This is a genomic window from Nocardia sienata NBRC 100364, assembly GCF_001613205.1.
Lineage (GTDB): Bacteria > Actinomycetota > Actinomycetes > Mycobacteriales > Mycobacteriaceae > Nocardia > Nocardia sienata.
In genome coordinates, this window is record NZ_BDBX01000007.1 from 1 (window position 1) to 25,688 (window position 25,688).

At 70.3% G+C, this 25,688-nt stretch carries 25 protein-coding genes and 1 pseudogene; 18 read left to right on the forward strand and 8 right to left on the reverse strand.

All coding sequences use genetic code 11. The annotated features are described in order from the left end of the window. Nucleotides 1-275 precede the first annotated feature (275 nt). The 12 genes from NS4_RS07235 to NS4_RS07290 all read left to right on the forward strand — a co-directional run bounded on the left by NS4_RS07235 (nucleotide 276) and on the right by NS4_RS07290 (nucleotide 14,076). Nucleotides 276-1,253, forward strand: coding sequence for a glycosyltransferase (locus NS4_RS07235; RefSeq protein ID WP_063058732.1), 978 nt, complete (start codon nucleotides 276-278; stop codon nucleotides 1,251-1,253). A 30-nt stretch (nucleotides 1,254-1,283) separates the two neighbouring features. Next, nucleotides 1,284-2,504, forward strand: coding sequence for a glycosyltransferase (locus tag NS4_RS07240; protein ID WP_063058733.1), 1,221 nt, complete (start codon nucleotides 1,284-1,286; stop codon nucleotides 2,502-2,504). Beyond that, nucleotides 2,501-3,577, forward strand: coding sequence for a UDP-glucuronic acid decarboxylase family protein (locus tag NS4_RS07245; protein ID WP_218020317.1), 1,077 nt, complete (start codon nucleotides 2,501-2,503; stop codon nucleotides 3,575-3,577). Before NS4_RS07240 ends, NS4_RS07245 begins: the two co-directional genes overlap by 4 nt. 47 nt (nucleotides 3,578-3,624) lie before the next feature. Next, a complete protein-coding gene (locus NS4_RS07250; protein WP_063058734.1) occupies nucleotides 3,625-5,247 on the forward strand; it encodes a carbamoyltransferase family protein in 1,623 nt (540 codons plus the stop codon). Further along, nucleotides 5,244-6,737: an HAD-IIIA family hydrolase gene (locus NS4_RS07255; RefSeq protein WP_063058735.1), complete on the forward strand. Its 1,494-nt coding sequence runs from the start codon at nucleotides 5,244-5,246 to the stop codon at nucleotides 6,735-6,737. The genes NS4_RS07250 and NS4_RS07255 overlap by 4 nt, the downstream gene beginning before the upstream one ends. Further along, a complete protein-coding gene (locus tag NS4_RS07260) occupies nucleotides 6,734-7,777 on the forward strand; it encodes a glycosyltransferase family 9 protein (RefSeq protein WP_063058736.1) in 1,044 nt (347 codons plus the stop codon). The genes NS4_RS07255 and NS4_RS07260 overlap by 4 nt, the downstream gene beginning before the upstream one ends. Next, nucleotides 7,774-8,337, forward strand: coding sequence for a D-sedoheptulose-7-phosphate isomerase (locus tag NS4_RS33270; protein WP_063058737.1), 564 nt, complete (start codon nucleotides 7,774-7,776; stop codon nucleotides 8,335-8,337). Before NS4_RS07260 ends, NS4_RS33270 begins: the two co-directional genes overlap by 4 nt. Further along, on the forward strand, nucleotides 8,334-9,707 hold the full coding sequence (gene rfaE2 / locus NS4_RS07270) for a D-glycero-beta-D-manno-heptose 1-phosphate adenylyltransferase (RefSeq protein WP_063058738.1): 1,374 nt from the start codon (nucleotides 8,334-8,336) through the stop codon (nucleotides 9,705-9,707). The genes NS4_RS33270 and rfaE2 overlap by 4 nt, the downstream gene beginning before the upstream one ends. Before the next feature lie 20 nt (nucleotides 9,708-9,727). After that, nucleotides 9,728-10,417 (forward strand): SDR family oxidoreductase, encoded by a 690-nt coding sequence (locus tag NS4_RS07275; RefSeq protein WP_063058739.1) that lies wholly within the window; start codon nucleotides 9,728-9,730, stop codon nucleotides 10,415-10,417. After that, nucleotides 10,408-11,358, forward strand: coding sequence for a glycosyltransferase family 9 protein (locus tag NS4_RS07280; RefSeq protein WP_063058740.1), 951 nt, complete (start codon nucleotides 10,408-10,410; stop codon nucleotides 11,356-11,358). The genes NS4_RS07275 and NS4_RS07280 overlap by 10 nt, the downstream gene beginning before the upstream one ends. Next, a complete protein-coding gene (locus NS4_RS07285) occupies nucleotides 11,351-12,655 on the forward strand; it encodes a UDP-glucose dehydrogenase family protein (RefSeq protein ID WP_063058741.1) in 1,305 nt (434 codons plus the stop codon). The genes NS4_RS07280 and NS4_RS07285 overlap by 8 nt, the downstream gene beginning before the upstream one ends. A gap of 74 nt (nucleotides 12,656-12,729) precedes the next feature. Continuing rightward, nucleotides 12,730-14,076, forward strand: coding sequence for an erythromycin esterase family protein (locus NS4_RS07290; RefSeq protein WP_063058742.1), 1,347 nt, complete (start codon nucleotides 12,730-12,732; stop codon nucleotides 14,074-14,076). A gap of 108 nt (nucleotides 14,077-14,184) precedes the next feature. Here the strand turns inward: NS4_RS07290 and NS4_RS07295 are convergent, their stop codons facing one another. Then, nucleotides 14,185-14,370: a DUF2795 domain-containing protein gene (locus NS4_RS07295; protein WP_063058743.1), complete on the reverse strand. Its 186-nt coding sequence runs from the start codon at nucleotides 14,368-14,370 to the stop codon at nucleotides 14,185-14,187. A gap of 320 nt (nucleotides 14,371-14,690) precedes the next feature. Between NS4_RS07295 and NS4_RS07300 the strand changes: the two genes are divergently transcribed. The 4 genes from NS4_RS07300 (at nucleotide 14,691) to NS4_RS07315 (ending at nucleotide 17,752) form a co-directional block, all read left to right on the forward strand. Continuing rightward, the gene (locus NS4_RS07300; RefSeq protein WP_157105931.1) at nucleotides 14,691-15,278 is read left to right on the forward strand and encodes an STAS domain-containing protein; all 588 of its coding nucleotides are present in this window, start codon (nucleotides 14,691-14,693) and stop codon (nucleotides 15,276-15,278) included. Between the two features lie 122 nt (nucleotides 15,279-15,400). Next, entirely contained in the window at nucleotides 15,401-15,847 is a 447-nt protein-coding gene (locus NS4_RS07305) for a hypothetical protein (protein WP_063058745.1), read from the forward strand. Between the two features lie 60 nt (nucleotides 15,848-15,907). Further along, nucleotides 15,908-16,255, forward strand: a complete 348-nt coding sequence (locus tag NS4_RS07310) for a rhodanese-like domain-containing protein (protein ID WP_063058746.1) — start codon at nucleotides 15,908-15,910, stop codon at nucleotides 16,253-16,255. Nucleotides 16,256-16,600: 345 nt separating this feature from the next. Continuing rightward, complete coding sequence (locus NS4_RS07315) at nucleotides 16,601-17,752, forward strand: hypothetical protein (RefSeq protein ID WP_063058747.1); 1,152 nt, start codon at nucleotides 16,601-16,603, stop codon at nucleotides 17,750-17,752. 151 nt (nucleotides 17,753-17,903) lie between these two features. Here the strand turns inward: NS4_RS07315 and NS4_RS07320 are convergent, their stop codons facing one another. Next, entirely contained in the window at nucleotides 17,904-18,695 is a 792-nt protein-coding gene (locus NS4_RS07320; protein WP_174552074.1) for a hypothetical protein, read from the reverse strand. A 169-nt stretch (nucleotides 18,696-18,864) separates the two neighbouring features. Next, nucleotides 18,865-20,178 (reverse strand): MFS transporter, encoded by a 1,314-nt coding sequence (locus NS4_RS07325; RefSeq protein WP_063058748.1) that lies wholly within the window; start codon nucleotides 20,176-20,178, stop codon nucleotides 18,865-18,867. 56 nt (nucleotides 20,179-20,234) lie between these two features. On the opposite strand from NS4_RS07325, the gene NS4_RS07330 reads away from it, so the two are divergent. After that, entirely contained in the window at nucleotides 20,235-21,230 is a 996-nt protein-coding gene (locus NS4_RS07330) for a GlxA family transcriptional regulator (protein WP_063058749.1), read from the forward strand. A gap of 290 nt (nucleotides 21,231-21,520) precedes the next feature. Further along, nucleotides 21,521-21,790: pseudogene (locus NS4_RS31325) on the forward strand (leucine zipper domain-containing protein); the annotation flags it as partial. Here the strand turns inward: NS4_RS31325 and NS4_RS07335 are convergent. The 5 genes from NS4_RS07335 to NS4_RS07355 all read right to left on the reverse strand — a co-directional run bounded on the left by NS4_RS07335 (nucleotide 21,770) and on the right by NS4_RS07355 (nucleotide 25,576). Further along, nucleotides 21,770-22,276: a flavin reductase family protein gene (locus NS4_RS07335; RefSeq protein ID WP_063058750.1), complete on the reverse strand. Its 507-nt coding sequence runs from the start codon at nucleotides 22,274-22,276 to the stop codon at nucleotides 21,770-21,772. The pseudogene NS4_RS31325 and the gene NS4_RS07335 overlap by 21 nt on opposite strands. A 264-nt stretch (nucleotides 22,277-22,540) precedes the next feature. After that, nucleotides 22,541-22,855 carry an STAS domain-containing protein gene (locus NS4_RS07340; protein WP_063058751.1) on the reverse strand — a complete coding sequence of 105 codons (315 nt, stop codon included), beginning with the start codon at nucleotides 22,853-22,855 and terminating at the stop codon, nucleotides 22,541-22,543. Nucleotides 22,856-23,223: 368 nt separating this feature from the next. Beyond that, complete coding sequence (locus NS4_RS07345) at nucleotides 23,224-24,486, reverse strand: RNA polymerase sigma factor (RefSeq protein ID WP_063058752.1); 1,263 nt, start codon at nucleotides 24,484-24,486, stop codon at nucleotides 23,224-23,226. Beyond that, entirely contained in the window at nucleotides 24,483-24,854 is a 372-nt protein-coding gene (locus tag NS4_RS07350) for a YciI family protein (protein WP_063058753.1), read from the reverse strand. The genes NS4_RS07345 and NS4_RS07350 overlap by 4 nt, the downstream gene beginning before the upstream one ends. Nucleotides 24,855-24,913: 59 nt before the next feature. Continuing rightward, on the reverse strand, nucleotides 24,914-25,576 hold the full coding sequence (locus NS4_RS07355; protein WP_063058754.1) for a DUF998 domain-containing protein: 663 nt from the start codon (nucleotides 25,574-25,576) through the stop codon (nucleotides 24,914-24,916). Between the last annotated feature and the right edge of the window lie 112 nt (nucleotides 25,577-25,688).

Below are 25,688 nucleotides of genomic sequence, written 5' to 3' on the forward strand. Positions count from 1 at the left end.
CGGGCCAGGGCGACCCGCCGGTCGCGCTCGGCGGCGCCGGTCACGGGGACCGTGCCGACGGGGGCGCCGGTAGACGGGTCGACGATCTCGATCGCCTCGGTCACCGGCGACCGCGCGGGTTCTGTGACTGTGCTCGATCGGCTCATACCGGCGCGCTTTGCCCCGCGCCCGCGATTCAAACCCGCCTCGGCGAGTCGCCACGCCGAGACGCCCGGTAGATCGCCGCTTTACCCGCGGTCGCGTTTGAACCGGCTCGAACAGGAAAGGGCTAGCGCATGGCGGAGACGGCGAACCGGCTCGACATTCTGCTCTGGCACGTGCACGGCTCGTGGACCAGTTCGTTCGTCCGGGGAAGACATCGCTACCTGCTGCCGGTGCTGGACGGGGGCGGGCCGTGGGGGCGGGGCCGCTGCGGGCGCGAATGGCCTTCCACCCAGGAGGTCCCGGCCGGGGAACTGCGCGAGACCGAACCCGATGTCGTGGTGCTCCAGCGACCCGAGGAGATCGGTCTGGTCCAACGCTGGCTCGGCCGCCGGCCGGGTGCCGATATCCCCGCCGTCTATGTCGAGCACAACACACCGCGCCCGCACGCGGCCACCACCCGGCATCCACTGGCCGACCGCGCCGACATCCCGCTGGTGCACGTCACCCATTTCAACGACCTGATGTGGGACAACGGTCACGCGCCCACACGAGTCGTCCCCCACGGCATCGTCGATCCGGGCGCACGCTACACCGGGGAGATCCCGCACGGGGTAGCCTTGATCAACGAACCGCTCCGGCGTGGGCGGATCACCGGAACCGATCTGCTACCGGCTTTCGCCAGGGCCGGGCCGGTTGATCTGTACGGGATCGGCGCCGCCGATTTCACGACCGAGAGCCCCGGCGCGCACCCGGTGCGGGGTATCGCCGATCTCGACCAGGCCGCCCTCCATCGGGAGATGGCGCGGCGGCGCGTCTATCTGCACACCGCGCGCTGGACCTCCCTCGGCCTGTCCCTGCTCGAAGCCATGCATCTGGGAATGCCGGTGGTCGCCCTGGCGGCCACCGAGGCCGTCCGCGCGGTGCCCCCGGAGGCGGGAGCGCTGTCCACCGATATCGCGGTACTCACCGCCCGATTCCACGAGTACCTCCACGAACCCGATTTGGCGGTGCTCGCCGGGAAATCGGGACGGCAGTACGCACTGGAGCACTACGGTCTCGATGCCTTCCTGCGCCGCTGGGATGGTCTGCTCGCCGAGATCACCGCATAGGCAAGCACGCCGGATCGGAAAGGCGGAACCATGAAGATCGCGATGGTATCCGAACACGCCAGTCCGCTGGCCGCACTCGGCGGCGTCGACGCCGGTGGCCAGAATGTCCATGTCGCCGAACTCGCCGCCGGGATGGCGCGGCGCGGACACGATGTCACCGTCTACACCCGGCGCGAAGAGGCCGCCGCACCCATCACCGTGCGCACCGAACAGGGATATCGCGTGACCCGGGTGCCGGCCGGGCCGCCGAAGACACTGCCGAAGGACGAGCTGCTGCCCTTCATGGACGAATTCGGGGAGTTCCTCCGGCAGGACTGGCAGCGAGAGGCGCCCGAGGTGGCGCACGCCCACTTCTGGATGTCCGGTCTCGCGACACTGGCGGCCGCGCCCGCGCTGGGAATCCCGGTGCTGCAGACCTTTCACGCGCTCGGCGTGGTCAAACGCCGATACCAGGGCGCCGCCGACACCAGTCCACCGGCGCGGGTGGGGCTGGAGCAGGGCATCGCCGACCGAGCCGACCGCGTCATCGCCACCTGTACCGACGAGGTGTTCGAACTGGTCCGGATGGGTGTGCCGCGGACCCGCACCTCGGTGATCCCGTGCGGCGTGGACCTCGACCGGTTCGCCCCGGACGGCCCCCGCGCCACCCGGTCGAGGCGGCATCGGATCGTCAGTGTGGGCAGGCTGGTGCCGCGCAAGGGCTTCGATATCGCCATCACCGCGGTGGCGCGGCTGCGCGATACCGAACTCGTCCTGGTCGGCGGACCCGACGACGGGCGACTCGCCGAGGACCCCGAAGCGCAACGACTCTCGGCACTGGCCGCCGAACTCGGGGTGGCCGACCGGGTGCACCTGCTGGGCCAGGTACCGCGGACCGAGATGGCGCCGCTGCTGCGATCGGCGGATGTGGTTGTGTGCACCCCCTGGTACGAACCTTTCGGCATCACGCCGTTGGAAGCGATGGCCTGCGGAGTGCCCGTGGTGGCCGCCGCGGTGGGCGGGCTCACCGACACCGTCGTCGACGGTGTCACCGGCAGACTGGTGACACCGCGGGCGCCCGGCGAACTGGCCGACGCGATCGAGGGCTTGCTGAACGCGCCGCAGACCCGGGCGGATTTCGGCCGCGCCGGGCGCGAGCGGGTCCGGGCGCGCTATTCGTGGGAGCGGATCACCGCGGAGACTCTGCGGGCGTACCGCCGGGTGATGGCCGCGGCCGTACGCACCGAACCCGGCCGGGAGGAGGCTCGGTGACGAGGTTCGCGCCGGATCCGGTACCCACCCCGGCCGAGCGGGTGAGCGGTCACCGGACGGGGCGCCCCCGGCGGGTGCTGGTGACCGGCGGCGCCGGGTTCGTGGGCTCGCACCTGTGCGAACAGATACTCGACGCGGGCGCCTCGGTGGTCGCGCTCGACAACTTCGCCACCTCCGCGCCGGACAATATCGCCGGACTGGCGGACCGGCCCGGTTTCGCGATCATGCAGCACGATGTGACCGAACCGTTTTCCGGCCTCGGCTGGTTCGACCTCGTCTTCCATCTCGCCTCGGCCGCCTCGCCGCCCGACTATCTGCGCCTGCCGATCGAAACGTTGCGAGCCGGTTCGCTCGGTACCGCCAACGCCCTCGACCTCGCCGAACACACCGGTGCCCGGTTCGTCCTCGCATCCACGAGCGAGGTGTACGGCGATCCGGCGGTCCACCCGCAACCCGAGGGCTATTGGGGCCATGTCAATCCGGTCGGGCCGCGCAGCGTCTACGACGAGGCGAAGCGATATGCCGAGGCGTTGACCATGGCCTACCGCCGCGAACGCGGCGTGAACACCGCAATCGCCCGGATCTTCAACACCTACGGCCCGCGGATGCGGGCCGACGACGGCCGAATGGTGCCCACGTTCATCGCCCAGGCACTGGCCGGCGCCCCGTTGACCGTGGCCGGTACCGGCGAGCAGACCCGGTCGCTGTGTTACGTCGAGGACACGGTGCGCGGGCTGCTGGCGCTGGCGCGTACCGATCATCCGGGGCCGGTCAATATCGGCAATCCCGGCGAACTCTCGGTACGGACACTGGCCGAGGAGATCCGCGCGGCGGCCGGGAGCCACTCCACCCTCGAATACGTCGACGGTGCGATCGACGATCCGCAACGTCGCTGCCCGGATATCTCCCTGGCCCGGCAGGTTCTCGGATGGTGGCCCACGGTCGACCGGGCCGAGGGACTACGCCGCACGATCAACTGGTTCGCGGGGCGCCCGGCGCCGGCGGGCCGACCGCCGCGCCCGGTAACGAAACGGCAGACCGGTTTGGCGGTGAATTCCACGGGTAGCGCGTAGACGATCTCGCGGTACGAGCCCGTAATCCCCTGAGGAAAGGCGGCCCGGTGCGCATTCTCGGTGTGAACGCGATATTCCACGATCCCGCTGCCGCACTCGTCGTGGACGGTGAGATCGTCGCCGCCGCGGAGGAGGAACGGTTCACCCGCCGCAAACACGGTAAACGCCCGGTTCCGTTCGCGGCCTGGGAGATGCCCGAGCAGGCCGCCGCGTGGTGCCTCGAACGCGCGGGCCTGCGGCCCGACCAGCTCGACGCGGTGGGCTATTCCTACGACCCCGCCCTCGTGGACCACACACTCGGTGGTCTCGACCCGTCGAGCGAGGAACTGCGTACCGACTACGCGCGCCGGGCACCGGCATTCCTGCGTACTGCGCTGCCCGGCCTCGACCCCTCGATCGTGCGCTTCGTCCGGCACCATATCGCCCACGCCGCTTCCGCGGCGCTCGCGGCGCCGTTCGGCGATGCCGCGGTGCTGGTGGCCGACGGACGCGGTGAGAGCAGTTCCTATCTGGCCGGGGAGTACCGGGACGGCAAATTCGTCGAACTCGCCGCCCAGCGACTACCGCATTCGCTCGGCCTGATGTACGAGGACCTCACCGAACACCTGGGTTTCGCCCGTTCGAGCGATGAGTACAAGGTGATGGCCTTGGCCTCCTACGGCACGCCGCGCTTCCTCGACGAATTCCGGGAACTGCTGTACACCACCGGGGACGGCGGGTTCCGGACCGAACCGGTGGACTGGGCGCACTACGCCCCCGCGGTGACCGGCGGTCGGCTCGGGCCCGACCACGCCGATCTGACCGCGAGTGCGCAGCGGCGGCTCGAAGAGGTACTGCTGGAGTTGACCGGGTGGCTGTACCGGCAGACCGGGCAGTCCGATCTCACCCTGGCCGGCGGAATCGCGCTCAACTGCGTCGCCAACACCCGGCTGCACGCCGAAGGACCGTTCGAACGGATCTGGGTGCAGCCCGCCTCGGGTGACGCGGGCACCGCGCTGGGGGCCGCACTACAGTTGGCGGCCGAGTTCGGCGAGCGGGCCGCGCCGATGCGCCGCGCCGATCTGGGCCGCGAGTGGACCGACGCGGAACTGGAAACCGTACTGCGAACGGCGAACCTCCGATACACCAGGCCGACGGATGTGGCGGTCGAGGTCGCGGCGGCGCTCGCGGCCGACCAGGTGGTCGCCTGGTTCCAGGGCCGGGCCGAATACGGTCCGCGCGCCCTCGGCCACCGATCGCTGCTCGCACATCCGGGCCGAGCCGCCAATCTGGAACGCCTCAACGATGTGAAGGGCCGGGAACAGTTCCGGCCGGTCGCGCCCATGGTGCGGGCCGACCGGGCGGCCGAGATCTTCGGCCGGGGGCCTTTACCCAGCCCGTACATGCTGTTCGTGCACGACGTGGCGCCGGACTGGCAGGACCGGATCCCGGCGGTGACCCATGTGGACGGCACGGCGCGGGTGCAGACCGTCGACCCGGCGGAGGACCCCCTGACCGCGCGTATGCTCACCGAATTCGACCGCCGCACGGGCGTGCCGGTGGTGGTCAACACCAGTCTGAACACCGCCGGCCGCCCGATGGTGGATTCACCGCGCGACGCGCTCGAATGTTTCGGTTCCGCCCCGATCGATGTGCTGGCCATCGGTCCGTTCCTGGTGCGTCGCCGGTGAACCGCCTCGACTACAGCGTCGTCGTCCCGACCACAGGCCGGGACAGTCTCCGGCTGCTGCTCGAGGCGCTGGAGACCGCCGCGGGCCCGCGTCCCCGGGAGATCATCGTGGTGGACGACCGGCGCGGTGGCGGCGAACTCCCGCTGCCGGACAGCAGTACACCGCGGCAGGTCGTGCGCTCGGGCGGCCGCGGTCCGGCCGCAGCGCGCAACGCCGGTTGGCGGCACGCCACGGGAACCTGGATCGCCTTCCTCGACGACGACGTGCTCATCGGCGCCGATTGGCCGGAACGCCTGGCCGCGGACCTGCTGGGGCTCTCCGCGGACACCGCCGCGTCCACCGCGTGTATCGAGGTTCCGCTCCCGGCGCACCGCCGGCCGACCGACGACGAACGCGGCACCGCCGGGCTGGCCACCGCCCGCTGGATCACCGCCGATATGGCCTATCGCCGGTCCGCGCTACTCGCCGTGGGCGGGTTCGACGAGCGATTCCCCCGGGCCTATCGCGAGGATGCCGATCTGGCGTTACGCGTCTGTCTCGCCGGTTATGCCATCGCCGCCGGGCAGCGGGTCACCGTCCATCCGGTCCGCGCCTCCGGGCCGCTGGCCAGTGTGCGGGCCCAGCGCGGCAACGCCGACAACGCCCTGATGCGGCGCAAATACGGCGCGCACTGGCGGCGGCGCGTCGGCGAGCGGCGCGGTCTGCTCCCCCGGCACGCGCTCACCACGGCGGTGGGCGCGGCGAGCATGGTGTTCGGTGTGGCGGGCCGGCCGCGCGCGGCACTCGCCGGCGCCGCGGCGTGGGCGGTGCTCACCGGGCAGTTCGCGTTCCGGCGCATTGTGCCCGGGCCCCGGACCCCACGCGAGATCACCCGGATGGCGGTCACCAGTGCGCTCATCCCCCCGGCCGCGTGCTGGCACCGGCTGCGCGGCGAACTGCGTCACCGCCACGCGACTCACCCCGCCCCACACGCGCTGCTGTTCGATCGCGACGACACCTTGATCGTGGATATCCCCTACCTCGCCGACCCGGCCGGAGTGCGGCCGGTGCCGGGGGCCGCCGACGCCCTGCGCCTGGTGCGGGCGGCCGGAATCCAGCTGGGGGTGGTCAGCAATCAGTCCGGTATCGCGCGCGGACTGATCAGTCCGGGCCAGCTGGCCGCGGTCAACGACCGGGTCGAGGAACTGCTCGGGCCGTTCGGGACCTGGCAGGTCTGCGTACACGGCGAGGACGACGGCTGCGTATGCCGCAAACCCGCGCCGGGGATGGTGCGGCGCGCCGCGGCCGAACTCGGCGTCGATATCGACCGCTGTGTACTGATCGGCGATACCGGCGCCGACGTGGCGGCCGCGCTGTCGGCCGGTGCCCGGGCCGTACTCGTGCCCACGGCGCGCACCCGGCCCGAAGAAGTACGCCACGCGCGGGCCGCGGCCATGGTCGCACCCGATCTCACCGAAGCGGTCCGGATGGCGATGGCGGGTCCGCTGTGACGGGCCGGGTTCTGGTGGCGCGGATGGACAACGTCGGCGATGTCCTGCTGGCGGGGCCGTGTGTTCGCGCGGTAGCGGCACACGCCGAATCGGTGACGCTGCTGGCCGGGCCGCGGGGTCGCGCGGGCGCCGAACTGCTGCCCGGAGTGGACCGCGTGCTCACCTGGTGCGCGCCCTGGATCGATCCGGAACCTCCGGCGGTGACCGCCGCGGGTATCGACGCCTTCGTCGCGGAGCTGCGCGGCCTGGCCCTGGATCGCGCGCTGATCCTCACCTCGTTCCATCAGTCGCCGCTACCCCTGGCCCTGGTGCTGCGGATGGCCGGGGTCCGGTGGATCGGCGCGATCTCCGAGGACTATCCGGGTTCCCTGCTGGATCTGCGGCACCGCGTCACCGGCGACCCGCCCGAGGCCGAACGCGCGCTCTCACTGGCCACCGCGGCCGGGTTCCGGCTACCGCCGGGTGACGACGGCAGATTGGCGGTGCGCGGCCCGCTACCCGACGTCGGCCATCTCACCGGCGAACCCGGGTATGTCGTCGTGCATCCCGCCGCCTCGGTACCGGCCCGTCAGCTGTCCCCGGCGCGGTCGGCGGCCGTCACCGCCGCGCTCGCGAGCGCCGGATTCCGGGTGGTCGTCACCGGCGCCGCCGCCGACCGCCCGCTCACCGGCCGCGTGGCCCACGGTCGCGCCGTCGACCTCGGCGGCGCGACCACCCTGCCCGAACTCGCCGCGGTACTGCGGGACGCGAGCGTCGTGGTGGCACCCAATACCGGACCGGCGCATCTGGCCGCGGCCGTCGGGACGCCGGTCGTCTCCCTGTTCGCGCCGGTCGTCCCCGCCGCCCGATGGGCGCCCTACGGGGTGCCGGTGTCGGTACTCGGCGACCAGGACGCACCGTGCCGGGACAGCAGAGCGCGGCAATGCCCGATCGCCGGACATCCGTGCCTCGAGTCGATCTCCCCGGACGACGTCGTTCTGGCGGTGAAAGAACTCAGCGCAGGCGGGTGCGCCGGTCTGCAGACAGGAGGTGTGTCGTGATGGAGGAACATTTCGCGGCTCTGTGCGAGGCACTGCAGCGCACCAGTTCCCACGCGCCGGAGATCCACGGGTGGGGGTCCGAACTGGCCACGGTGTTCCGCAACGGCGGGCGGTTGCTCGCGTGCGGTAACGGCGGCAGCGCGGCGGAAGCCCAGCATCTGACCGGAGAACTGGTCGGCCGTTTCCGCAACGAGCGATGCCCGCTGTCGGCCATCGCGCTGCACGCCGACACCTCCGCGGGGACCGCCATCGTGAACGACTACGGGGGCCACGAACTGTTCGCCCGGCAGGTCCGCGCCCACGGCCGGCCCGGCGATATCCTCGTCCTGCTGTCCACCAGTGGCACCAGTCCGAACGTGGTGGCCGCCGCGAAGGTCGCGCACGATATCGGTGTCACCACCTGGGCCATGACGGGACCGGCGCCCAATTCGCTGGCCTCGCTGTGCGATCGCGCCATCGCCGTGGAGGCACCGAGTACCGCCACCGTGCAGGAAGTGCATCTGGCTCTGGTGCACACACTGTGCGCGGCACTCGACGAGGCACTGGGAATTCCGGCGTGAAACCGCTGATCGTCCTCGGTGACAGCCTGCTCGACGTCGATATCGAAGGCGAGGCGACCCGGCTGTGCCCCGAGGCGCCGGTTCCGGTGGTCGATGTCCGGAGCAGGCGGTTGCGGCCGGGCGGCGCCGGGCTGGCCGCGATCCTGGCGGCCAGGTCGGTGGCCGAGGTCGTGCTCGTCACCGCGACCACCGACGACGACGGCGGCCGCAGCCTCCGGCGGTTGCTCGACCCGGAGGTCGAGGTGATACCGATGGCGCTGCGCGGCGAAACGGTACGCAAGACCCGCGTCCGCGCGGGCGGCCAGTCACTGGTCCGGCTGGACACCGGCGACGGCACCGCGGAGGCCGGTCCACTCGGCCCCGCCATCGTGCGCGCGTTGCGCGCGGCGGGAGCGATCCTGGTCGCCGACTACGGACGCGGGGTGGCCGCGCATCCCCGGATCCGCCGGCTGCTGACCGAGCTCGCCGCGTCGGTGCCCGTGGTGTGGGATCCGCATCCGCGTGGACCGGCACCGATACCGGGTGCCGCGCTTGTCTCGCCGAATATGAGCGAGGCGCGGCAGTTCGCGCCCGGGTACGCCGAGCCCGACGAACTGGCGAAGGTGCTCCGGGACGAGTGGACCGCGGATTCGGTGGCGGTCACGCTCGGTTCCGCCGGGGCGGTGCTGGCCAACGGTAAGCGGCTGGCCACGGTTCCGGTGCCCGGCGAGATCCGGCTCGGTTCCGCCACCCACGACACCTGCGGTGCGGGCGACCGGTTCGCCTCGGCCGCGGCGGCGGCCCTGCTGGACGGATCGACGGTCGCCGAGGCGGTGGGCCGGGCCGTGGGCATCGCGGCCGGGTTCGTCGCCGGCGGCGGCGCGGCCGCGCTGTCGCGTAGTGACGCACCCGAACCCGCGAGCACTGCGCCAACCGAGAGTTCCGGATCGGCGTTCGAGGTGGCGGCGGGTGTCCGGGCGCGCGGCGGCCGGCTCGTCGCCACCGGCGGCTGTTTCGATCTGCTGCATCCCGGCCATATCAGCCTGCTGCGCCAAGCCCGCGCCATGGGCGACGCGCTGATCGTCTGCCTCAACTCCGACGACTCGGTGCGGCGGTTGAAGGGGCCGAGCCGTCCGATCGTCGCCGAACGCGACCGCGCCCGGCTGCTCGGCGAACTGACCTCGGTGGACGCCGTCACGATCTTCGACGAAACCTCCCCGGCCGCCCTGCTCGAGCGACTGCGCCCCGATATCTGGGTCAAGGGCGGTGACTACGCCGAAGCGGATCTGCCCGAGGCCGATGTCGTCCGTCGACACGGCGGCGAGATAGCGCTGATTCCCACCGTTCGCGGCTATTCGACAACTCAGCTGGTCACCCGGTCCCGCGGCTGACCCGGAAACGAAGGAGTGCGATGCGAAATCCTGGCAACGTCCTGATCACCGGCGGTGCTTCCGGTCTCGGCGCCGCGGTCACCGCCGCGGTGCTCGAACACGGCGGCCGTCCCCTGGTCATCGACCGGGATCAACCCCGGACGACCGTCGACTTCGTCCGGGCCGACCTCGCCGATACCGCCGCCGCCGACAATGCCGTGCGCGAGCTGCTCGACACCGCCGACGGCCGTATCGACGGTGTCTTCACCGCCGCCGGCACCGACGCGTGCGGCCCGCTCGACCAGGTGCCCGCCAAGGATTGGGAACGGGTGGTCCAGGTGAACCTGCTGGGCACGGTCGCCGTGGTCCGCGCGGCACTGCCCACCTTGCGGCGCCACCGGGGCACCGTGGTCACCTGCGCCTCCACCCTCGGCCTTCGCGCCGTGAGCGACGCGACCGCCTATTGTGCGTCGAAATTCGGCATCGTCGGCTTCACCCGTGCGCTCGCCGCCGAAACCGCGGGCGAGGTCGGAGTGACCCTGCTCGTCCCCGGGGGAATGCACACAGCGTTCTTCGACGGGCGCGCCGAGAAGTACAAACCGCCGCCGGACGCGAAGCTGAACCGGCCGGCGGATGTCGCGAACACGGTGCTGTTCGCACTGGGTCAGCGCCCCGGATGCGAAGTCCGCGAACTCGTGGTCTGCGCTTCGGAAGAGGGGTCGTGGCCCTGAGCGGCTCAATTCTCGTACTGCGCGCGCTCGGCCTGGGTGATCTGCTGACCGCGGTGCCCGCACTGCGGGCACTGCGGGCCGCCTACCCGGGCGACCGCCTGGTGCTGGCCGCTCCGGAGTCGCTGCGCGGGCTGGTCGATCTCATCGAGGCGGTCGACGAACTGCTGCCGACGCCCGGACTGGGTGCACTGCGCCGGCCGCACGAACCGCCGCGACTGGCGGTCAACCTGCACGGCCGGGGCCCGGAGAGCATCCGCGACCTGGTGGCGACCGAACCCGGCGCGCTGCTGACCCATCGTCATCCCGATTTCCCGGACCGGCCCGGGCCGGCCTGGCGTGCCGACCTGCACGAGGTCGACCGCTGGTGCCGGCTGCTGGAGTACGCGGGTATCCGATCCGACCCCACCGCACTCCGGTTACGCCCGCCTCCGATACCCGCGCCCGTGCCGGAGGCGGTCGTAATCCATCCAGGCGCGGCCTATCCGGCCCGGCGCTGGCCACCCGAGCGTTTCGCGCAGGTGGCCCGCGAGCTCGCCGCCGACGGCCGCCCGGTGGTGGTCACCGGCTCTGCCGAGGAGGTGCCGCTGGCGCAGGCGGTCGCCCGCCGGGCCGGGCTCCCGGACTCCGCGATGTACGCGGGACGTACCGATCCGGCCGGGTTGGCGGCGCTGGTCGCGTCCGCGGCACTGGTCGTCTGCGGAGATACCGGCGTCGGGCACCTCGCGACCGCGTTCGGCACGCCCTCGGTACTGCTGTTCGGTCCCACCTCGCCGGGTACCTGGGGACCGCCACCGACCGCGGAGCGTCATATCGCGCTGTGGGCGGGACGTCTCGGCGATCCGCACGGCAACAGTCCGGACACCGGGTTGCTCATGGTCGGTCCCGAACGCGTACTCGGCGCGGCGGCCGAGCTCATCGGAAAGGGAGCGCACCATGGGTAGTCGCGTCGGGGTGGTGGGTGCCGGATACGTGGGGCTGACCAGCGCCGCCTGCCTGGCCCACCTGGGGCATCACGTGATCTGTCTGGACAACGACGAAATCAAGATCGGACAACTGCGCGCGGGACAGGTGTCGATCGTCGAGCCGGGGCTTGCGGAACTGGTCCGGGCGGGACTCGACGAGGACCGGCTCGTCTTCACCACCGACCCGGAGTCGCTGGCCGAGGCCGAGGTGGTCCTACTGTGCCTGCCCACCCCCCGAGGTGATGGCGGGGCGGCCGATCTGGGTGTGCTCGACACCGCCCTGGACACGCTGTCCACCGTTCTGCGGCCGGACTGCACCCTGGTCACCAAATCCACTGTGCCGGTGGGTACGGCGGCCCGGCTCGCCGCCCGCCACGGCCGGGCCGGCCCAGCTGTGGTGAGCAATCCCGAATTCCTCCGGGAAGGCCGTGCGGTCCAGGATTTCCTGCGGCCCGATCGCGTGGTGATCGGCGCCGCGCAGCGGGATGCCGAATCCGCCGATCGGGTCGAAGAACTCTATGCCGGAACGGGTGCCACGGTACTGCGCTGCGATACGGCCGGCGCGGAACTCGCCAAATACGCCAGCAATGCTTTTCTGGCGGTGAAACTGTCGTTCGTGAACACGCTGGCCGAGTTGTGCGAACGCGTGGGCGCCGATATCACCGAGGTCACCGGCGCGATGGGCATGGACGACCGGATCGGGCCGGATTTCCTCGCACCCGGCCCCGGCTGGGGCGGCTCCTGCCTGCCCAAGGACACCCATGCCCTGCTGCGCGCCGCGGAATCGGCGGGCGTGGACTTCGCCATCCTGCGCGATGCCGTACGCGCCAACGACCGGCAGCACGCCATGGTGGTGCGCAAGGTGCGACGCGCCGTCACCGGCGCGGTCGACGGTTCGCTGGCCGAGGCGCGCATCGGTGTGCTGGGACTCGCGTTCAAGGCCGGAACGGGAGATCTGCGCGACTCCCCCGCGGTTGCCGTGGCGCAGCAGCTGTGCCGGCACGGCGCCACCGTGACGGCCTACGACCCGTGCGTCCCCGTCGGCACCCCCGGCCTCGGACCGGTACGGGTAGTGGACGACCCCTACCTGGTCGCGGACGGTGCGGCCGCGCTCGTGATCCTCACCGAATGGCCCGAGTTCCGGGCCCTCGACTGGCCGCGGCTCAAAGCCCGAGCGGACCGCGCGATCGTCGTGGACAGCCGCAACCTGTTGGACCGCGACGCCCTCCAGGGAACCGGTTTCGCGGTGGTGGGTATCGGCACCGGCGCGGACTGACCGCGCCGATATCGGTGGCAGGCCCGATACGCCCTCGCCGGTTTGCCGGTATCGGGCTCGGGTAGGGCGGCGATATGGCCGAAGGTGTCACCGATACCGGGTCCACCGCGGAAGCGGCGGTCCGGGCCGCAGCCGTACCGTTGCCCGGCGAAGTGCCGATCGACGAGGAATTGCTCGATTTCGTGGGGGACGCCCGCTGTGTGCTGATCGGCGAGGCCACCCACGGTACCGCCGAGTTCTACGCGACCCGGGCGCGGATGACCCGTACCCTCATCGAGCGCGGCGGTTTCCGGGCCGTGGCCGTCGAGGCGGACTGGCCCGACGCCTACCGCGTGAACCGGTATGTGCGCGGTCGCGGCGACGACCGTGACGCGGTTGGTGCGCTGCGCGGTTTCACCCGGTTTCCGATGTGGATGTGGCGCAATACCGTCGTCCGCGACTTCGTCGAGTGGTTACGCGAGCACAACCGCCGCGATCCCGGACGTGCCGCCGGTTTCTACGGGCTCGATCTGTACAGCATGTTCCGTTCTGCGGCCGAGGTGATCGGCTACCTCCAGGATATCGATCCGGCGGCCGCGGACCGGGCCCGCGAACGCTACGCGTGCTTCGATCAGCACCTCGACGAACAGCGTTACGGTTACGCCGCCGCGTTCGGCGCCGGGCAGGACTGTGAGAACGCGGCGGTCGAGCAATTGGTGGACCTGCAGCGGATGGGTACCGAGCAGCTGCCCGCCGACCGGCCGCTCGACCCGGACGAGCGGTTCTATGCCGAACAGAACGCCCGGCTGGTCACCGCGGCCGAGCAGTACTACCGCGCGATGTTCGGCACCTGGGTGGATTCGTGGAACCTGCGCGACGCGCATATGTTCGAGACGTTGACCGCGTTGGGCGACCATCTGCGCCCCGATCCCTCGAACGAGGCGAAAATTGTGGTGTGGGCGCACAATTCGCATCTCGGCGACGCGCGGGCCACCGAAATGGGCGCGGCCGGCCAATGGGATCTGGGCCAGCTGGCCCGGGAGAATCTTCCCGGCCTGGCGCGAATCCTCGGCTTCACCACGCACACCGGGACCGTACTGGCCGCCGCGCAGTGGGACGGCCCGCCGAGAGTGGAACGGGTGCGCCCGTCGCTGCCCGGCAGCGTGGAGAATCTGCTGCACCGGGCAGGTGACGGCCGTTTCCTGCTGCGATTCGATCGCGAGCCGGTGCCCGAGCAGCTACGTTCGGCGTTGCTCGAGCGCGCCATCGGGGTGGTCTACCGCCCGGAGACCGAGCGCCGGAGCCACTATTTCCATGCCCGTCCGGCCGACCGGTTCGACGCGCTCATCCATATCGACGAGACCACCGCGCTCTCCCCCCTGGACCCGGTCACCCGCCCGGCGAGCGGAGAGCCCGGAGAGACCTATCCCTTCGCTGTATAGCCGGTCGGCGCGGGGGTGCGGCGGTACAGACCGGCTCGGGTTCGCCGGGTGCGACCGGGCCGGGGCGCTTTGTCGGCACGACCCCGGCCCGGCTGCTGTCCGGTGTGCTCAGAAGATCGCCTTGCTGACCGCGTCCGGTCCGTCGAACGACCGGTCCGGTAGACCTCCGAGGACATCGAGCACGTCCGCGTCGGCACCGTTCTTCTTCGCCGTGGAGACGAGGCCGTCGCGGTCACAGGGATAGTCGATACCGGAAAGATATTTCTGCACCTGCACAGGACTGATCTGGCTCATAGCGTGCTCCCTTGCTCGAAAAATGTTGTCGGCAAGGCGATTCGGCCTCGCCGCGGTCACGAATCTGCGCCGGGCAACCTCTCGAACCTGCGTTGCCGGCGACGGCGGCTCGCCGCCACTCGGCCGCCTACCCGGGACCGGTCCGGACAAACACCTCCCGACCGCCTGGAAACGGGCGCCGGATACGTGCCTCACGGCTCGCCGCACCCGGCGGGGAGCCCGGGCGCGTAGGGTAAGGTGACGGGTTCACGTTCGCCTTGAGACTCCAGGGTCGGCCCGGCCACGATGCCGTGACGCATCCCGACTGATCCAGGTCCCTCATGAAATCATTCAGTTCTTCTGTTGTACCTCCCGTTCCCGCTTCACCGCCGCCCGCCAGATCGCCCGGTGACCAGCTGACCTTCCGGAGGCTCCGGCGCGGCGATATCGTCGTGCTGGCCGTCCGTGGCGAAGCCGACGCCTTCACGCTGTCGCTGTGGCGGCAGAAGGTGCGCGACGCGGTCGATCGCGCTACCACCGGGGGTGGCGCGCTGATCGTCGATACCACCCGGCTCGGTTTTCTGTCGTTGCGCACACTGGAGGCGCTGGCGGCGGACGCGGCGGGTTACCGCCGCGACGGCGTGGAGATATGCCTGGTGACCGGTAACCAGCGCCTCGCGCGCCTCGCCGGCACCGACCCCCGGACCGCGAGCCTGCCCATCCGTTCCACCGTCGTCGCGGCCGTAACGGTGCTGCGGCCGCGACGGGAGGCCGCGGTCCGCACACCGCGCCGGTTGCGAGCCCCGCACATCACCCGGGACCAGCCGGGTGTCGACCGGCCCACCTGTCCGGCCGGCGACATAGCTCCCGGACACGGGACCGGTTTTGCGGACACCGCGATCGACGCGGCCGTGCCGCGCCACCGGTGACCCACGGGCCCGCCACAATCGGGCCGCAGACCCGCCCGCCGTCCGCGGGAACCACACTCCTTCAACTACACTGAAGGAACTGTTAAGCTTCAGCTCACCTGAAGGTTGAGAGGGAGCTGTTCATGCACAACCTGCTGCTGTCGGTCCACGTCCTGGCGGCCATCGTTTTCATCGGGGGTTCGGCCGTAGCCACCAGCCTGTTCCCCCGCTACGCGCCGGTGTCCGGCACGGTCGGCGCGGCATCGGAACGTCATCACGCCGTCGTCGCCGTCCTGCACCGGGTCACCGGTACCTACGCCTGGTTCGGCCTGACCGTCCCCGGCATCGGCCTCGTCCTCGCGACCCTGCAGGGCCGCGTGGGCGAGGTCTGGATCACCGCGGCGATCGTCCTCACCGCGTGCGCCGCGGCGGTCATCATCACGACGATCCACCCGATGCAGCGCCAGGCCCTCGCGGCGCCCGACGACGGGCGGCGACTGCGCGCGCTGAGCATGCTCGCCGGCATCTACAACCTGCTGTGGCTCATCGTGGTGGTGCTCATGATCGTGCGTCCCGGCACCTCCGCCTGACCCGGCACGACCGGCCGGAAAGCCATTGCACCCACTACCCACGAAACGAGGACGGCTCCCATGAGCATCCGCCACTACCTGTACCGCGCACCGTCCCTGTCCGCGCGAGAGGCCATCGACGCCGTCCGCGACGGAGCATTGATCGTGGATGTGCGCCGGCAGTTCGAATGGAATCGCACCCACATTCCCGGCGCGGTCCATCTGCCGCTCGAGCAGTTGACGGCCGGATGCGAACAGTTGCCCGACGATCGGCTCCTGATCACCTTCTGCACCGGCGGCCTGCGGTCCTACGGCGCCGCGAACCTCCTCGTCGAATACGGATTCGAGGCCGAGAACATGTCCGGCGGCCTGATCGAATGGCGTGCGGCCGGCGGCGCGCTCGAGGTAGGTGGGCGACCGGGCCGGTGACGACCGCCCGCTGCGGACACGACGGTGAGCGTTGTCGAGACCCCGGACACGCGCCCTGACAACCGGCGAATTTCAGCAATCGAACAGCCACCGCTTTCTTACCGCGTACGGGCCGGACCCATTGTTACCGTTTCCAGCGCTTGCGCGTGTGAACCGAAACTGTTTTCGAATTCCGCGCGTCCACTTGCCAAACATTGCGCAAATACCCGGAACTGCGCATTCTCCGTCAACGGTGGTTAAGTTCTCGTTGATCGTCTCCTCCCACCGCCCCGAAAATGATCGAATGTTCTGTACAGGAGGAGAAAAAGGAATATCGTCCGGGCCAGCGCCCAGGAGGTTGTCACCGTGAGCGAGACCAGCGGCGCCACGCTGCGTCCGTCCAAGCTGGACCGGTTGATCCAGCTCGAGAACGAGGAACTGTCCGTCGACGACATGCCGGGGTCCCAGCGGGTACCGGAGGCCGCCACCCGCATAATGGGTTACCGCGACGCCGAACACCGGGACCCTGTCGTCGAGGTCGTACTGACCGCCGGTGACGACGCCCTTCCCCGGATACCGGACAGCGATGTCACCACATTCCGCGCCGATGCGCATCGCGAACTGACCGCGCCCGAATTCGCCCGTCTCGACGCGGTGTACACCGACGGTATCGACGCGACCTGCCGCTGGCTCACCGCGCGCACCGGCCGCCCGTGCGCACACCACCCGAACGGCATTGCCGCGACGATACCGTTCGGCGAACCCGGGACCGCCGGATATCTCTGGGAGCATTCGCCTTCGACCCCAGGCCCGGGGTTTCCCGAGGCCGGCCGCCCCGGCGAACGGCACGAAATCCGCGGACTGTACCGCTTTCTCGGCGAACTCGTCTGCGGCAGCCCGGGCCGTGGACACACCGTGGCCCGGCTGCGCGGGGCCCAGGCGGGATTCCTGTTACACGGTATGCGATTGGAATTGCCGTCCGACCTCAACTACTCGGTGGGCCCCGGGTTGACCACCGCGGGCATCGATGAAAGCACCATCGGCCGGATCCGGACGCGCACCGCGAACCCGGCCGACGCCGCGGCACTGGCCACGGTGTTGTGTACCGGCGCCACCATGGTGGAACTCGGATCGGTGCCCTGTACGGGGCTGACTCGCGACGGGCTCATGTTCACCGGGCCGATCGGTTACGTTCAGCCCGCCGATCTGTACGTGTGGGTGCTACCGGGGCCCGTGCGCACGCTGTTGCACGAGGCCCGCGCCTACCAGGAAGCGCGTCCCCAACCCGTATCGAAACTGTTCGCCGGCGCCATCGGCGGTGCCGGACGCCGCCTGCGCCACACCGCGGCGCGTTGTGAGGTGACCATGCCGGACCTTCATCACTGGCACCACAGCTGGATCCGCAGGACCGGGCTGCTGCAGGGAACCGAAACGCCGGAGCCGGCGCGCAACACCGATATGTTGTTCGCGCTGCGCCTCTGTCCGAATCCCGCGCCGCCACGGGCTCGTTCGCTCTGACACCGGGGCGAACCGCGGCGAGTTCCATCGTCGCGGGCCGGCAGTCGGCAGTCCGCATCGAGCGTGACGGCGACAGCCACTCGTACGCAGAGTGCCGGGGCGCGCGCGAAGGTCCACGGCTCGGCGCCGATGTCCACCGGAGGCGGGTTTCTCACCCGGACCATGGGCCTTCCGTCGCCGGAGAAGAGCCGGTGGCGTGCGCGGGCACCGGAGTCGCGGCAGGTTCCCCACGCCCGGGGAGAACCATCGACAGTGCCCCGAGCACATCGGCCGTCTGGTCCCCGGGACCGCCGCGAGTATGCGCGGCCACCGTGAAAGCCGGGCCGAACGACGCCGAGGCGACCTCCTGGGGCGGAGCGTCCGCCCATCCCCATTTGGTGCCCTGCACACCGGGCAGCGCGGCCGTACCCCAGTTCTGTTCGGTGCCGTCGGCGGCGCGGGGCGCGGCGGTGGCCATCCAGGACAGTATCGGGGAGGTGGGATCGGTGCGCTGTTTGGCGGTGAGGAAATCGGCCACGTCGGCGGTACTGGTGGTGGAACTGCCCCAGTTCGCGCCCGGCCGGGTTTGCGCCAACCCGTATTCCGCGGCGACGATCGCGATGGCCTGGGGATATTTCGCCTCCACCGCGTCGGCGGCCGCATCGTCGGAATACCGGATCATCCGCTCCCCGTGGGCGAGATCGGCGGCCGACCCGTCGCCGTGGCGCAGTGCGTAATCGGTGAGGTAGAGCTTGGCCAGCGACAGCGCGCTGCGTGCCTGATGCTCGTCGGCGGTGCCCCAGCGCAGACCGGTGAGCGAGCGCACCGAGATGGCCGTGCGTGGCGCGGGCTCGCCCACGGCGGTGGGCGGGACCGGTTCGAGTGCCGGTGCCGCCTGCGCGACCGGCGGACCGAGAGCACAGCAGGTGAGGAGTGCGGCGAAGGCGAGGGGGCGGTAGTCCATGGCCTCTCCCGGCGTCGGTGCGGGGCACGGTCGGCCCGCGGTCGTCGAGCGTTTTCCCCGGGACACGACGCACAAACTCCGGTCACAACTCATGGCGGTAACAGTCGGTGCACAACTACATCCACCCGGACCTCGCCGGACCGAACGGCCCGGCCCGGTGGCGCCGCGGTCAGGCGCGCTCGGCTGCCGGATCCACTGCCGGTGGCACGGGCCGCGGCCTGCGGGCGGCGCCGCACAGTAGCGCCGCCGCCACACACAACCCCGCGGCCACGAAGAAGGCGAGGTCGTAGGAACCGTGGGTGTCGCGAATGTATCCCGCCCCGAACGCGGCCACCGCGGCACCGAGCTGGTGTGCGGCGAACACCCAGCCGAACACCACCGGAGTCGAGGCACCGAACCAGCTGCGGCAGATCGCGATCGTCGGGGGTACGGTAGCGACCCAGTCGAGACCGTAGAAGACGATGAAGACCCAGGTGCCCGGCTCGGCACCGGGTGAGAGCAGCGCCGGTAGCAGCAGCAGTGAGGCGCCGCGGCCGAGGTAGTAGATCACCAGCAGCAGGCGCGGATCCACGCGATCGGTGAGCCAGCCGGAGAATACCGTGCCCGCGACGTCGAAGATCCCTATGGTCGCCAGGAGCGAGGCGGCCAGGGTGACCGGCATACCGTGATCGTGCGCGGCGGGTATGAAGTGTGTGCCGATCAACCCGTTGGTCGTCATGCCGCAGATGGCGAAACTGCCCGCGAGCAACCAGAACGCGGGAACCCGCGCGCCCCGCGCCAGCCCGGCCAGTGCCGCCGTGAAGGTGCCGCCCGGCAGTGGCTCGGCGGCGGGCTCGGACTCGCCGCCGTAGGCGGTGAGGCCCATATCGCCGGGACGGTCCCGGATGAACAGTACGACCAGCGGGATCACCGCCAGCGCCGCGAGGGTCACGATGATCGAGGCCCGGCGCCAACCGAATGCGTCGGTGACCGCGGCGACCACGGGCAGGAACACAAGCTGGCCTGTCGCGCTCGCCGCCGTGAGTACCCCGGTGACCAGCCCGCGCCGGGCCACGAACCACCGGGTCGAGACGGTCGCGACGAAACCCATCGACAGGGACCCGGTACCCAGTCCCACCAGCACACCCCACAGCAACACCAGCTGCCAGCTCGCGCTCATGACGGTGCCCACGCCGGTGCCCGCGGCGATCAGCAGTAGTGCCCCGGTGAGGATCGGGCGCACGCCGAACCGGTCCATGAGCGCGGCGGCGAACGGCGCGGTGAGGCCGAACAGCACCATGTTCACCGACATCGCGGCGCCGATCGTGGCATGCGACCAGCCGAATTCCTGGTGCAGCGGCGTCATCATCACACTGGGTACCGCCCGGAACCCGGCGGCGCCCAGGATCACCACGAAACTGACGCCCGCGACGATCCAGGCGAAATGCGGTCGCGGCCGCCGCCCGGCGCGTGCCACCGCCGAGCCGGTATCGATCTTCGTCATCACGCTGATCAGCTTCCGATAGCCGGTGTCGCGCCACTAGTGGCAAAATCGACGATATGCGTGAAGATCGTGCCAACAGTGGTTCGCTCCGGCGTCCGCATACAGTCGCCGTGCTGTTGCTCGATCCGGTGGTCGGTTTCGATGCGACCATCCCGTCCCTGGTGTTCGGCGAGGCCACCGACGACGAAGGCAACCCGCTCTATCGCGTCGTGACGTGCTCCCTGGACGCCGGACCCGTATCGGCCACCGCGGGATATTCGATCGTCGCCGCGGCCGGACCGGAAGCACTCGCCACCGCCGATACGGTGATACTGCCGGGCACCAAGTACCGCGCTGCCCGCTCCGGCGGCGAACTCGGCCCCGCACTCGCCGCGGCATTGGCCACCGTCCCCACCGGGGCCCGGATGGTGTCCATCTGCACCGGCGCTTTCGTACTCGCCGCCGCCGGCGTCTTCGACGGCCGCCGCGCCACCACCCACTGGCGCTACGCCGACGATTTCCGCCGGCTGTTCCCGGCAGTCGAACTCGACGAAACCGTGCTGTTCGTGGACGAGGGGCCGGTGCTCAGTTCGGCGGGCCTGGCGGCCGGAATCGACTTGTGCCTGCACATCGTTCGCCGCGACCACGGCGCCACCGTGGCCAACCGAGTCGCCCGATACTGCGTTGTACCGCCCTGGCGCGAAGGCGGGCAGGCCCAGTTCATCGAACATCACGTCCCCGAGTCCGACGACCTCAGCACCGCCGCGACCCGGGCGTGGGCCCTCACCCGGCTGGCCGAGCCGCTCGGCGTCGCGGCCCTTGCCTCCCATGCGCGGATGAGCCCACGTACCTTCAGCCGGCGGTTCCGGGCCGAGACGGGTCTGTCGCCGGGGGCCTGGCTCCGTGACCGCCGGATCGATCTGGCACGGGAACTGCTCGAGTCGGCGGATATCCCGGTGGACGAGGTGGCGCAGCGGTCCGGTCTCGGTTCACCGGACAACCTCCGCCACCATATGCGGCGCGGCCTGGGGATGTCGCCCTCGGCGTACCGGAGGACATTCGCCGACCGCTGATCCGGCGACCGCACCGCCCGAGGAGGAACCGGGTCGATCGCGGCCGACGAGGCACCTCCTCACAGCGACGCCGGTGCACCGACCGCGCCCGGTCGCCCATGACCTCACCCACCACCCGTGGTGATCCAGTGGGCCATGACCGCGAAGGTTGCGGGTGTGCTGGGGCCTCTGCGGCCGGGCTAGGTGTACTGACCATGAACGTTGGTGACGGCGTGTCGAGCTGACAAAGGCGAAGACCTCCGAGTGAAGTGCGAGCTGTCTGGGAACGCACCCATCCTTCGGAGGTCTTCGTGGTCCACCGTAATGCCCCGTTGTCGGAGTTGGGCCGGTTACGGCTGGCTCGTTGTGTCGTCGAGGACGGCTGGCCCCTGCGGCGCGCAGCCGAAAGATTCCAGGTTTCGGCGACCACCGCCAAACGGTGGGCCGACCGATACCGCCTCGCCGGTGCCGCGGCGATGACCGATCGGTCCAGCCGCCCGCATCACAGCCCCGCCCGGACACCGACACGCACCGAGCGGCGCATCATCAGGTCAGTACAGCTAGGCCGGATGACCGGGCCGCAGGTCTGCGACATCGTGGAGGCGCAGCACGGCCGGCGCGGAGGCCGGGGCCGCGGCGTCCTCGGGCGAGAGCACCAGGCCGACGTGATCGCCGAAGTCGTGCCGGGTGAGGATGCGACCACAGAACCAGGCCACGGCGTCGAGCAGGATCGGGACCCCGTGCGGGCCGAGACGCCACCGGCACCGGGCGAACTTGTCGATCTCGTCGCCGGTCTGCGTCCCGAACAACGCGGCGAGTTCCGCGTCGTGCGTACCGACGAGGTGCACGGCGGCGAACTCCGCGCCCGGCGCGACCCGGAAGGTGTGATTGGTCTTGGATAGGCACACCAGGAATCGAGCGGGGTCGATCCCGACCTGGGACGCGAATCCGACCAGGCAGCCGGACCGTTCACCGCCCGCGGCCAGAGTGACGATGTACACGGGGGCGTCGGCGACGGCCACCAGATCGTCGAAGGCGTCGGACTCGGAGTGTGTGTTCGCCCGCATAGACCGTGTATATCAGGGCTCCGGCCCGACCCGCACCGAACGCCTCGCCCAGCGGCCGAGCGAGCAGTCCACGGAAATCGCCGAACCGGTTCCACGGCGCCCGAGGTTCATCCTCCGGAGCCGGTGCCGGATCCGCGCCGAGACCTTTGATCGCACGGGTACGGCTCACGGGTGGGCCGCAGATCGGGTTCGGGTGGACACAGGATCTGCGCGCCTGAACCGCAGCGGATTCCTGGACCCCCCGGGAGCGCGGATCACCGTGGCTCAGCGCTGATCCACAGCAGGTGGCAGCGCGGCCAAGGCGCCGACAACCGTCGAGAAGATCGGCAGCCCGGCAGTTCGGGGATGGCGACTCGCAAGCGCCGGGATGCGCGGATTCCTGGTGATCAGGCAGAGCGTGGTCCCGTCGCCGGAGCAGGCTTCGGCCATATCGGCCACAGCGGCCAGGGTGTCCAGCGACAGGAAGTCCAGCCGGGAGGCATCGAGCACCAACGTGCCGCCCGGGGCGACGACAGCCAGCGCCTCCCGCACGCTGCGCTGCCACAGCCCGAGCGTGAAGGCATCCGCTTCACCGCGCACGGACAGTACGAAGGCCTCGCCGCAGCGTCGCGCACGGAAGGACAGCTGGTCCTCCGGTGACCTGTGGGCCGGTAGAAAACACTGTCTCGACAAGCTCCAACGTGCATTCATCCTGCACCCGCGATCGGGTCGACAAGCCACATACCTGGCAGCGGGGCCGGGCCCCGCTCAGGAGGACGCCCCGCACGCTCGCACGCCCTTACCTTACGCCCGGCCTTCCGCCGAGGTGTCGCAAAAGGATGCATTCTGAAACAACTCCTGGTGGGCGATCACCGCTGTTCAGCGATATTTGCCACCATCGACTGTCCACGACCTACCTTTTTTCGGACAGTGTGAAGCGATCTCGAGGTTCGACGAGCGGCTACTGGTCATCGCGGACACGCGAGTGGTGATTGTGGTCGGTCGAGTTGGTCGGCTTTGTGGTGGAGGTAGCGCTGTTCGACCTGGTTGTCGGTGAGTTCGGCGGCTCGGCGGAAGAATTGGGCTGCGGTGGTGTCGTCGCCGATCTGCTGTAGGAGATGGGCGCGTACAGCGTGTTCGCGTTGCCGGGTAAGGGGGTTGCGGCCCAGGTGGTGACGTCGATCGAGATCGTCGAGCAGAGCCAGGCCGCGGGCGGGGCCGTAGGCGTGGGCGACGGCCACGACGCGGGCGAGTTGGACGGGTGGTGTGGGGGTGAGGCGTTCGAGCCACAGGTAGAGCATGGCGATCTGGGGCCAATCGGTGCGGCCCGGTTCGGCTGCGGCGTGGACTGCGGCGATCGCGGCTTGGAGCTGGTAGGGGCCGGCCGGTCCGCGGTTCCAGATGCTGTCGATGAGTGTGGTTCCCTCGTCGATCATTTCGCGATTCCACTGTGCGGTGTCCTGCTGGGCCAGGGGTATCAGTTCGCCGGCGTCGACGCGCGCTGCGCGGCGGGATTCGGTGAGCAGCATGAGGGCGAGCAGGCCTGTCGTCTCCGCATCGTCGGGGGCGGTGGCGCGCAGCATTCTGGTCAGGCGGATGGCCTCACCGGTGAGGTCGACGCGGGTGAGGTCGGCTCCGGCGGTGGCGGTGTAGCCCTCGTTGAAGATGAGGTACAGCACCTGACGGACCGCGGTCATCCTGCTGTCGCGGTCGGCGCCGGTGGGCAGGGTGAAGCGGGCGCCGGCCTTGGCGAGTTGTTGTTTGGCGCGACTGATCCGGGTGCCCATCGTGGCCTCGGTCGTGCCGTAGGCGTGCGCGATCTCGGCGGTGGTCAGGCCGCCGACCGCGCGCAGGGTGAGCGCTACCTGGGAGGTGTGGCCGAGGGCGGGGTGGCAGCACAGCAGGAGCAAGGTAAGACTGTCGTCGGTTCCGCCTGCCTGCGCGGCCCGTGCGGGTTCGGCCATGGCCAGCTCGGCGGCGCCGGTTTCCAGTTCACGGCGGCGGCGGGCCTGGTCGGAGCGCAGCAGGTCGACCATGCGCCGGTAGGCGATCCGGATGAGCCAGCTGCGCGGGTTGTCCGGGACGCCTTCGACCGGCCACGTGCGCGCGGCGGCCAGCAGCGCTTCCTGCACGGCATCCTCGGCCGTGTCGAAGCGGCCGAAGCGGCGGACCAGCGCACCGAGGACCTGCGGCGTTTCGGCGCGCAGCAGGTCCTCGATCTCGCGGGTCACGCGCTGAAGTCCTCGCCCATGATCGGCCGGATCTCGATCGGTTCACCGAGCGCTTCGACGATGCGGGCGGCGATCTGCACGGCTCGTTCATGTCCGGCTACGTCGATCACCGCGAAGCTCGCCAGGACCTCTTTCAGTTCGGCGAACGGCCCGTCGGTGGCGACCACACCATCGGCGGTTCTGCGGACGGTGGTGCTGACGGCCGGGTGGCCCAGCCCCTCCGTGCCGACCAACTCACCGGAGGCGAACAGTTCCTTCTCCAGCTGCTGATAGGTGGCGAACGCGGCCAGCGCCTCCGGCGAGGCAGTGTCGGCGGTCGCGGCGTCCCACGCGGCGGCCGGTGTGTAGCCGAGAAGCAGGTACTTCACTGAAATCCTCCGAGATGGTGGGTTGTCGTCACGATAACCGGTATGCGAGCGTGCTCGGCTCAGTCGAAGCGGCGCCGCTGGGACAGCGCCACCACGGTGGTCCAGGTGAAGGCGACCGCGCCGTTGATCGCGATCTGGATGCTCATGTACTCCGGTGACATGGGCACCAGCAGGACCAGCCCGGCCACGGCGCTCGCCACGGCGGGCAGCACCCGACGCCGGCGAGCGCACCGCACGCTCAGGACCAGGGCCGCGAGCGCGAGCGCGGTGAAGGCCACCGCGGCCGCGGCCGAATGCGCGATACTGTGCCAGGACATCTGCGCAATCGGCTCGTCAGGGGTACCGACGGGGAAACCGTTCTCCGGGTCCATGGTGAATACACCCGCCGCGACCAGCCCGATGCCGAAAAAGCCCACCAGGATGGGTAATGCCCGCCGCCCGGTCCCTTCGGTGAGCGTGCGGCCGATACCGGCGGCCAAGGCCAGCGCACCCATCCCCGTGGTGATGAAGGTGAGGATCTGGATCCAGCCGAGATCGCCGGTCGCGAGCTGACTGATCGGATGCCGGGTGATATCGAAACCCTCGCGGGTGAGCATCTGGGTGATCGCCGACACGAAGAACAGCGGGCCCGCGGCAGCACTCGCGAGCCACAGGCCCTCGGATGCCCGGCTCCGAGCACGGACCGTGGCGGAGGCGGTCGGGGTGGTGGCGGTGAAGGTCATCGGTTTTCCTTCCTCGGTAACGGGTTGCCGCTGTTACCTCGGAACCGCCGGACGGATCTCGACACGACAAACAAGTGATACAGGTCATAGTTGATTCGGGTCGAAAACCGTG

Excerpts from the sequence above, each read along its gene's own strand:
- NS4_RS07235 (WP_063058732.1), top strand. The coding sequence starts at position 276 with ATGGCGGAGACGGCGAACCGGCTCGACATTCTGCTCTGGCACGTGCAC.
- NS4_RS07240 (WP_063058733.1), top strand. The coding sequence starts at position 1,284 with ATGAAGATCGCGATGGTATCCGAACACGCCAGTCCGCTGGCCGCACTC.
- NS4_RS07275 (WP_063058739.1), top strand. The coding sequence starts at position 9,728 with ATGCGAAATCCTGGCAACGTCCTGATCACCGGCGGTGCTTCCGGTCTC.
- NS4_RS07285 (WP_063058741.1), top strand. The coding sequence starts at position 11,351 with ATGGGTAGTCGCGTCGGGGTGGTGGGTGCCGGATACGTGGGGCTGACC.
- NS4_RS07290 (WP_063058742.1), top strand. The coding sequence starts at position 12,730 with ATGGCCGAAGGTGTCACCGATACCGGGTCCACCGCGGAAGCGGCGGTC.
- NS4_RS07295 (WP_063058743.1), bottom strand. The coding sequence starts at position 14,370 with ATGAGCCAGATCAGTCCTGTGCAGGTGCAGAAATATCTTTCCGGTATC.
- NS4_RS07300 (WP_157105931.1), top strand. The coding sequence starts at position 14,691 with ATGAAATCATTCAGTTCTTCTGTTGTACCTCCCGTTCCCGCTTCACCG.
- NS4_RS07305 (WP_063058745.1), top strand. The coding sequence starts at position 15,401 with ATGCACAACCTGCTGCTGTCGGTCCACGTCCTGGCGGCCATCGTTTTC.
- NS4_RS07310 (WP_063058746.1), top strand. The coding sequence starts at position 15,908 with ATGAGCATCCGCCACTACCTGTACCGCGCACCGTCCCTGTCCGCGCGA.
- NS4_RS07320 (WP_174552074.1), bottom strand. The coding sequence starts at position 18,695 with ATGGACTACCGCCCCCTCGCCTTCGCCGCACTCCTCACCTGCTGTGCT.
- NS4_RS07325 (WP_063058748.1), bottom strand. The coding sequence starts at position 20,178 with ATGACGAAGATCGATACCGGCTCGGCGGTGGCACGCGCCGGGCGGCGG.
- NS4_RS07330 (WP_063058749.1), top strand. The coding sequence starts at position 20,235 with ATGCGTGAAGATCGTGCCAACAGTGGTTCGCTCCGGCGTCCGCATACA.
- NS4_RS07335 (WP_063058750.1), bottom strand. The coding sequence starts at position 22,276 with ATGCGGGCGAACACACACTCCGAGTCCGACGCCTTCGACGATCTGGTG.
- NS4_RS07355 (WP_063058754.1), bottom strand. The coding sequence starts at position 25,576 with ATGACCTTCACCGCCACCACCCCGACCGCCTCCGCCACGGTCCGTGCT.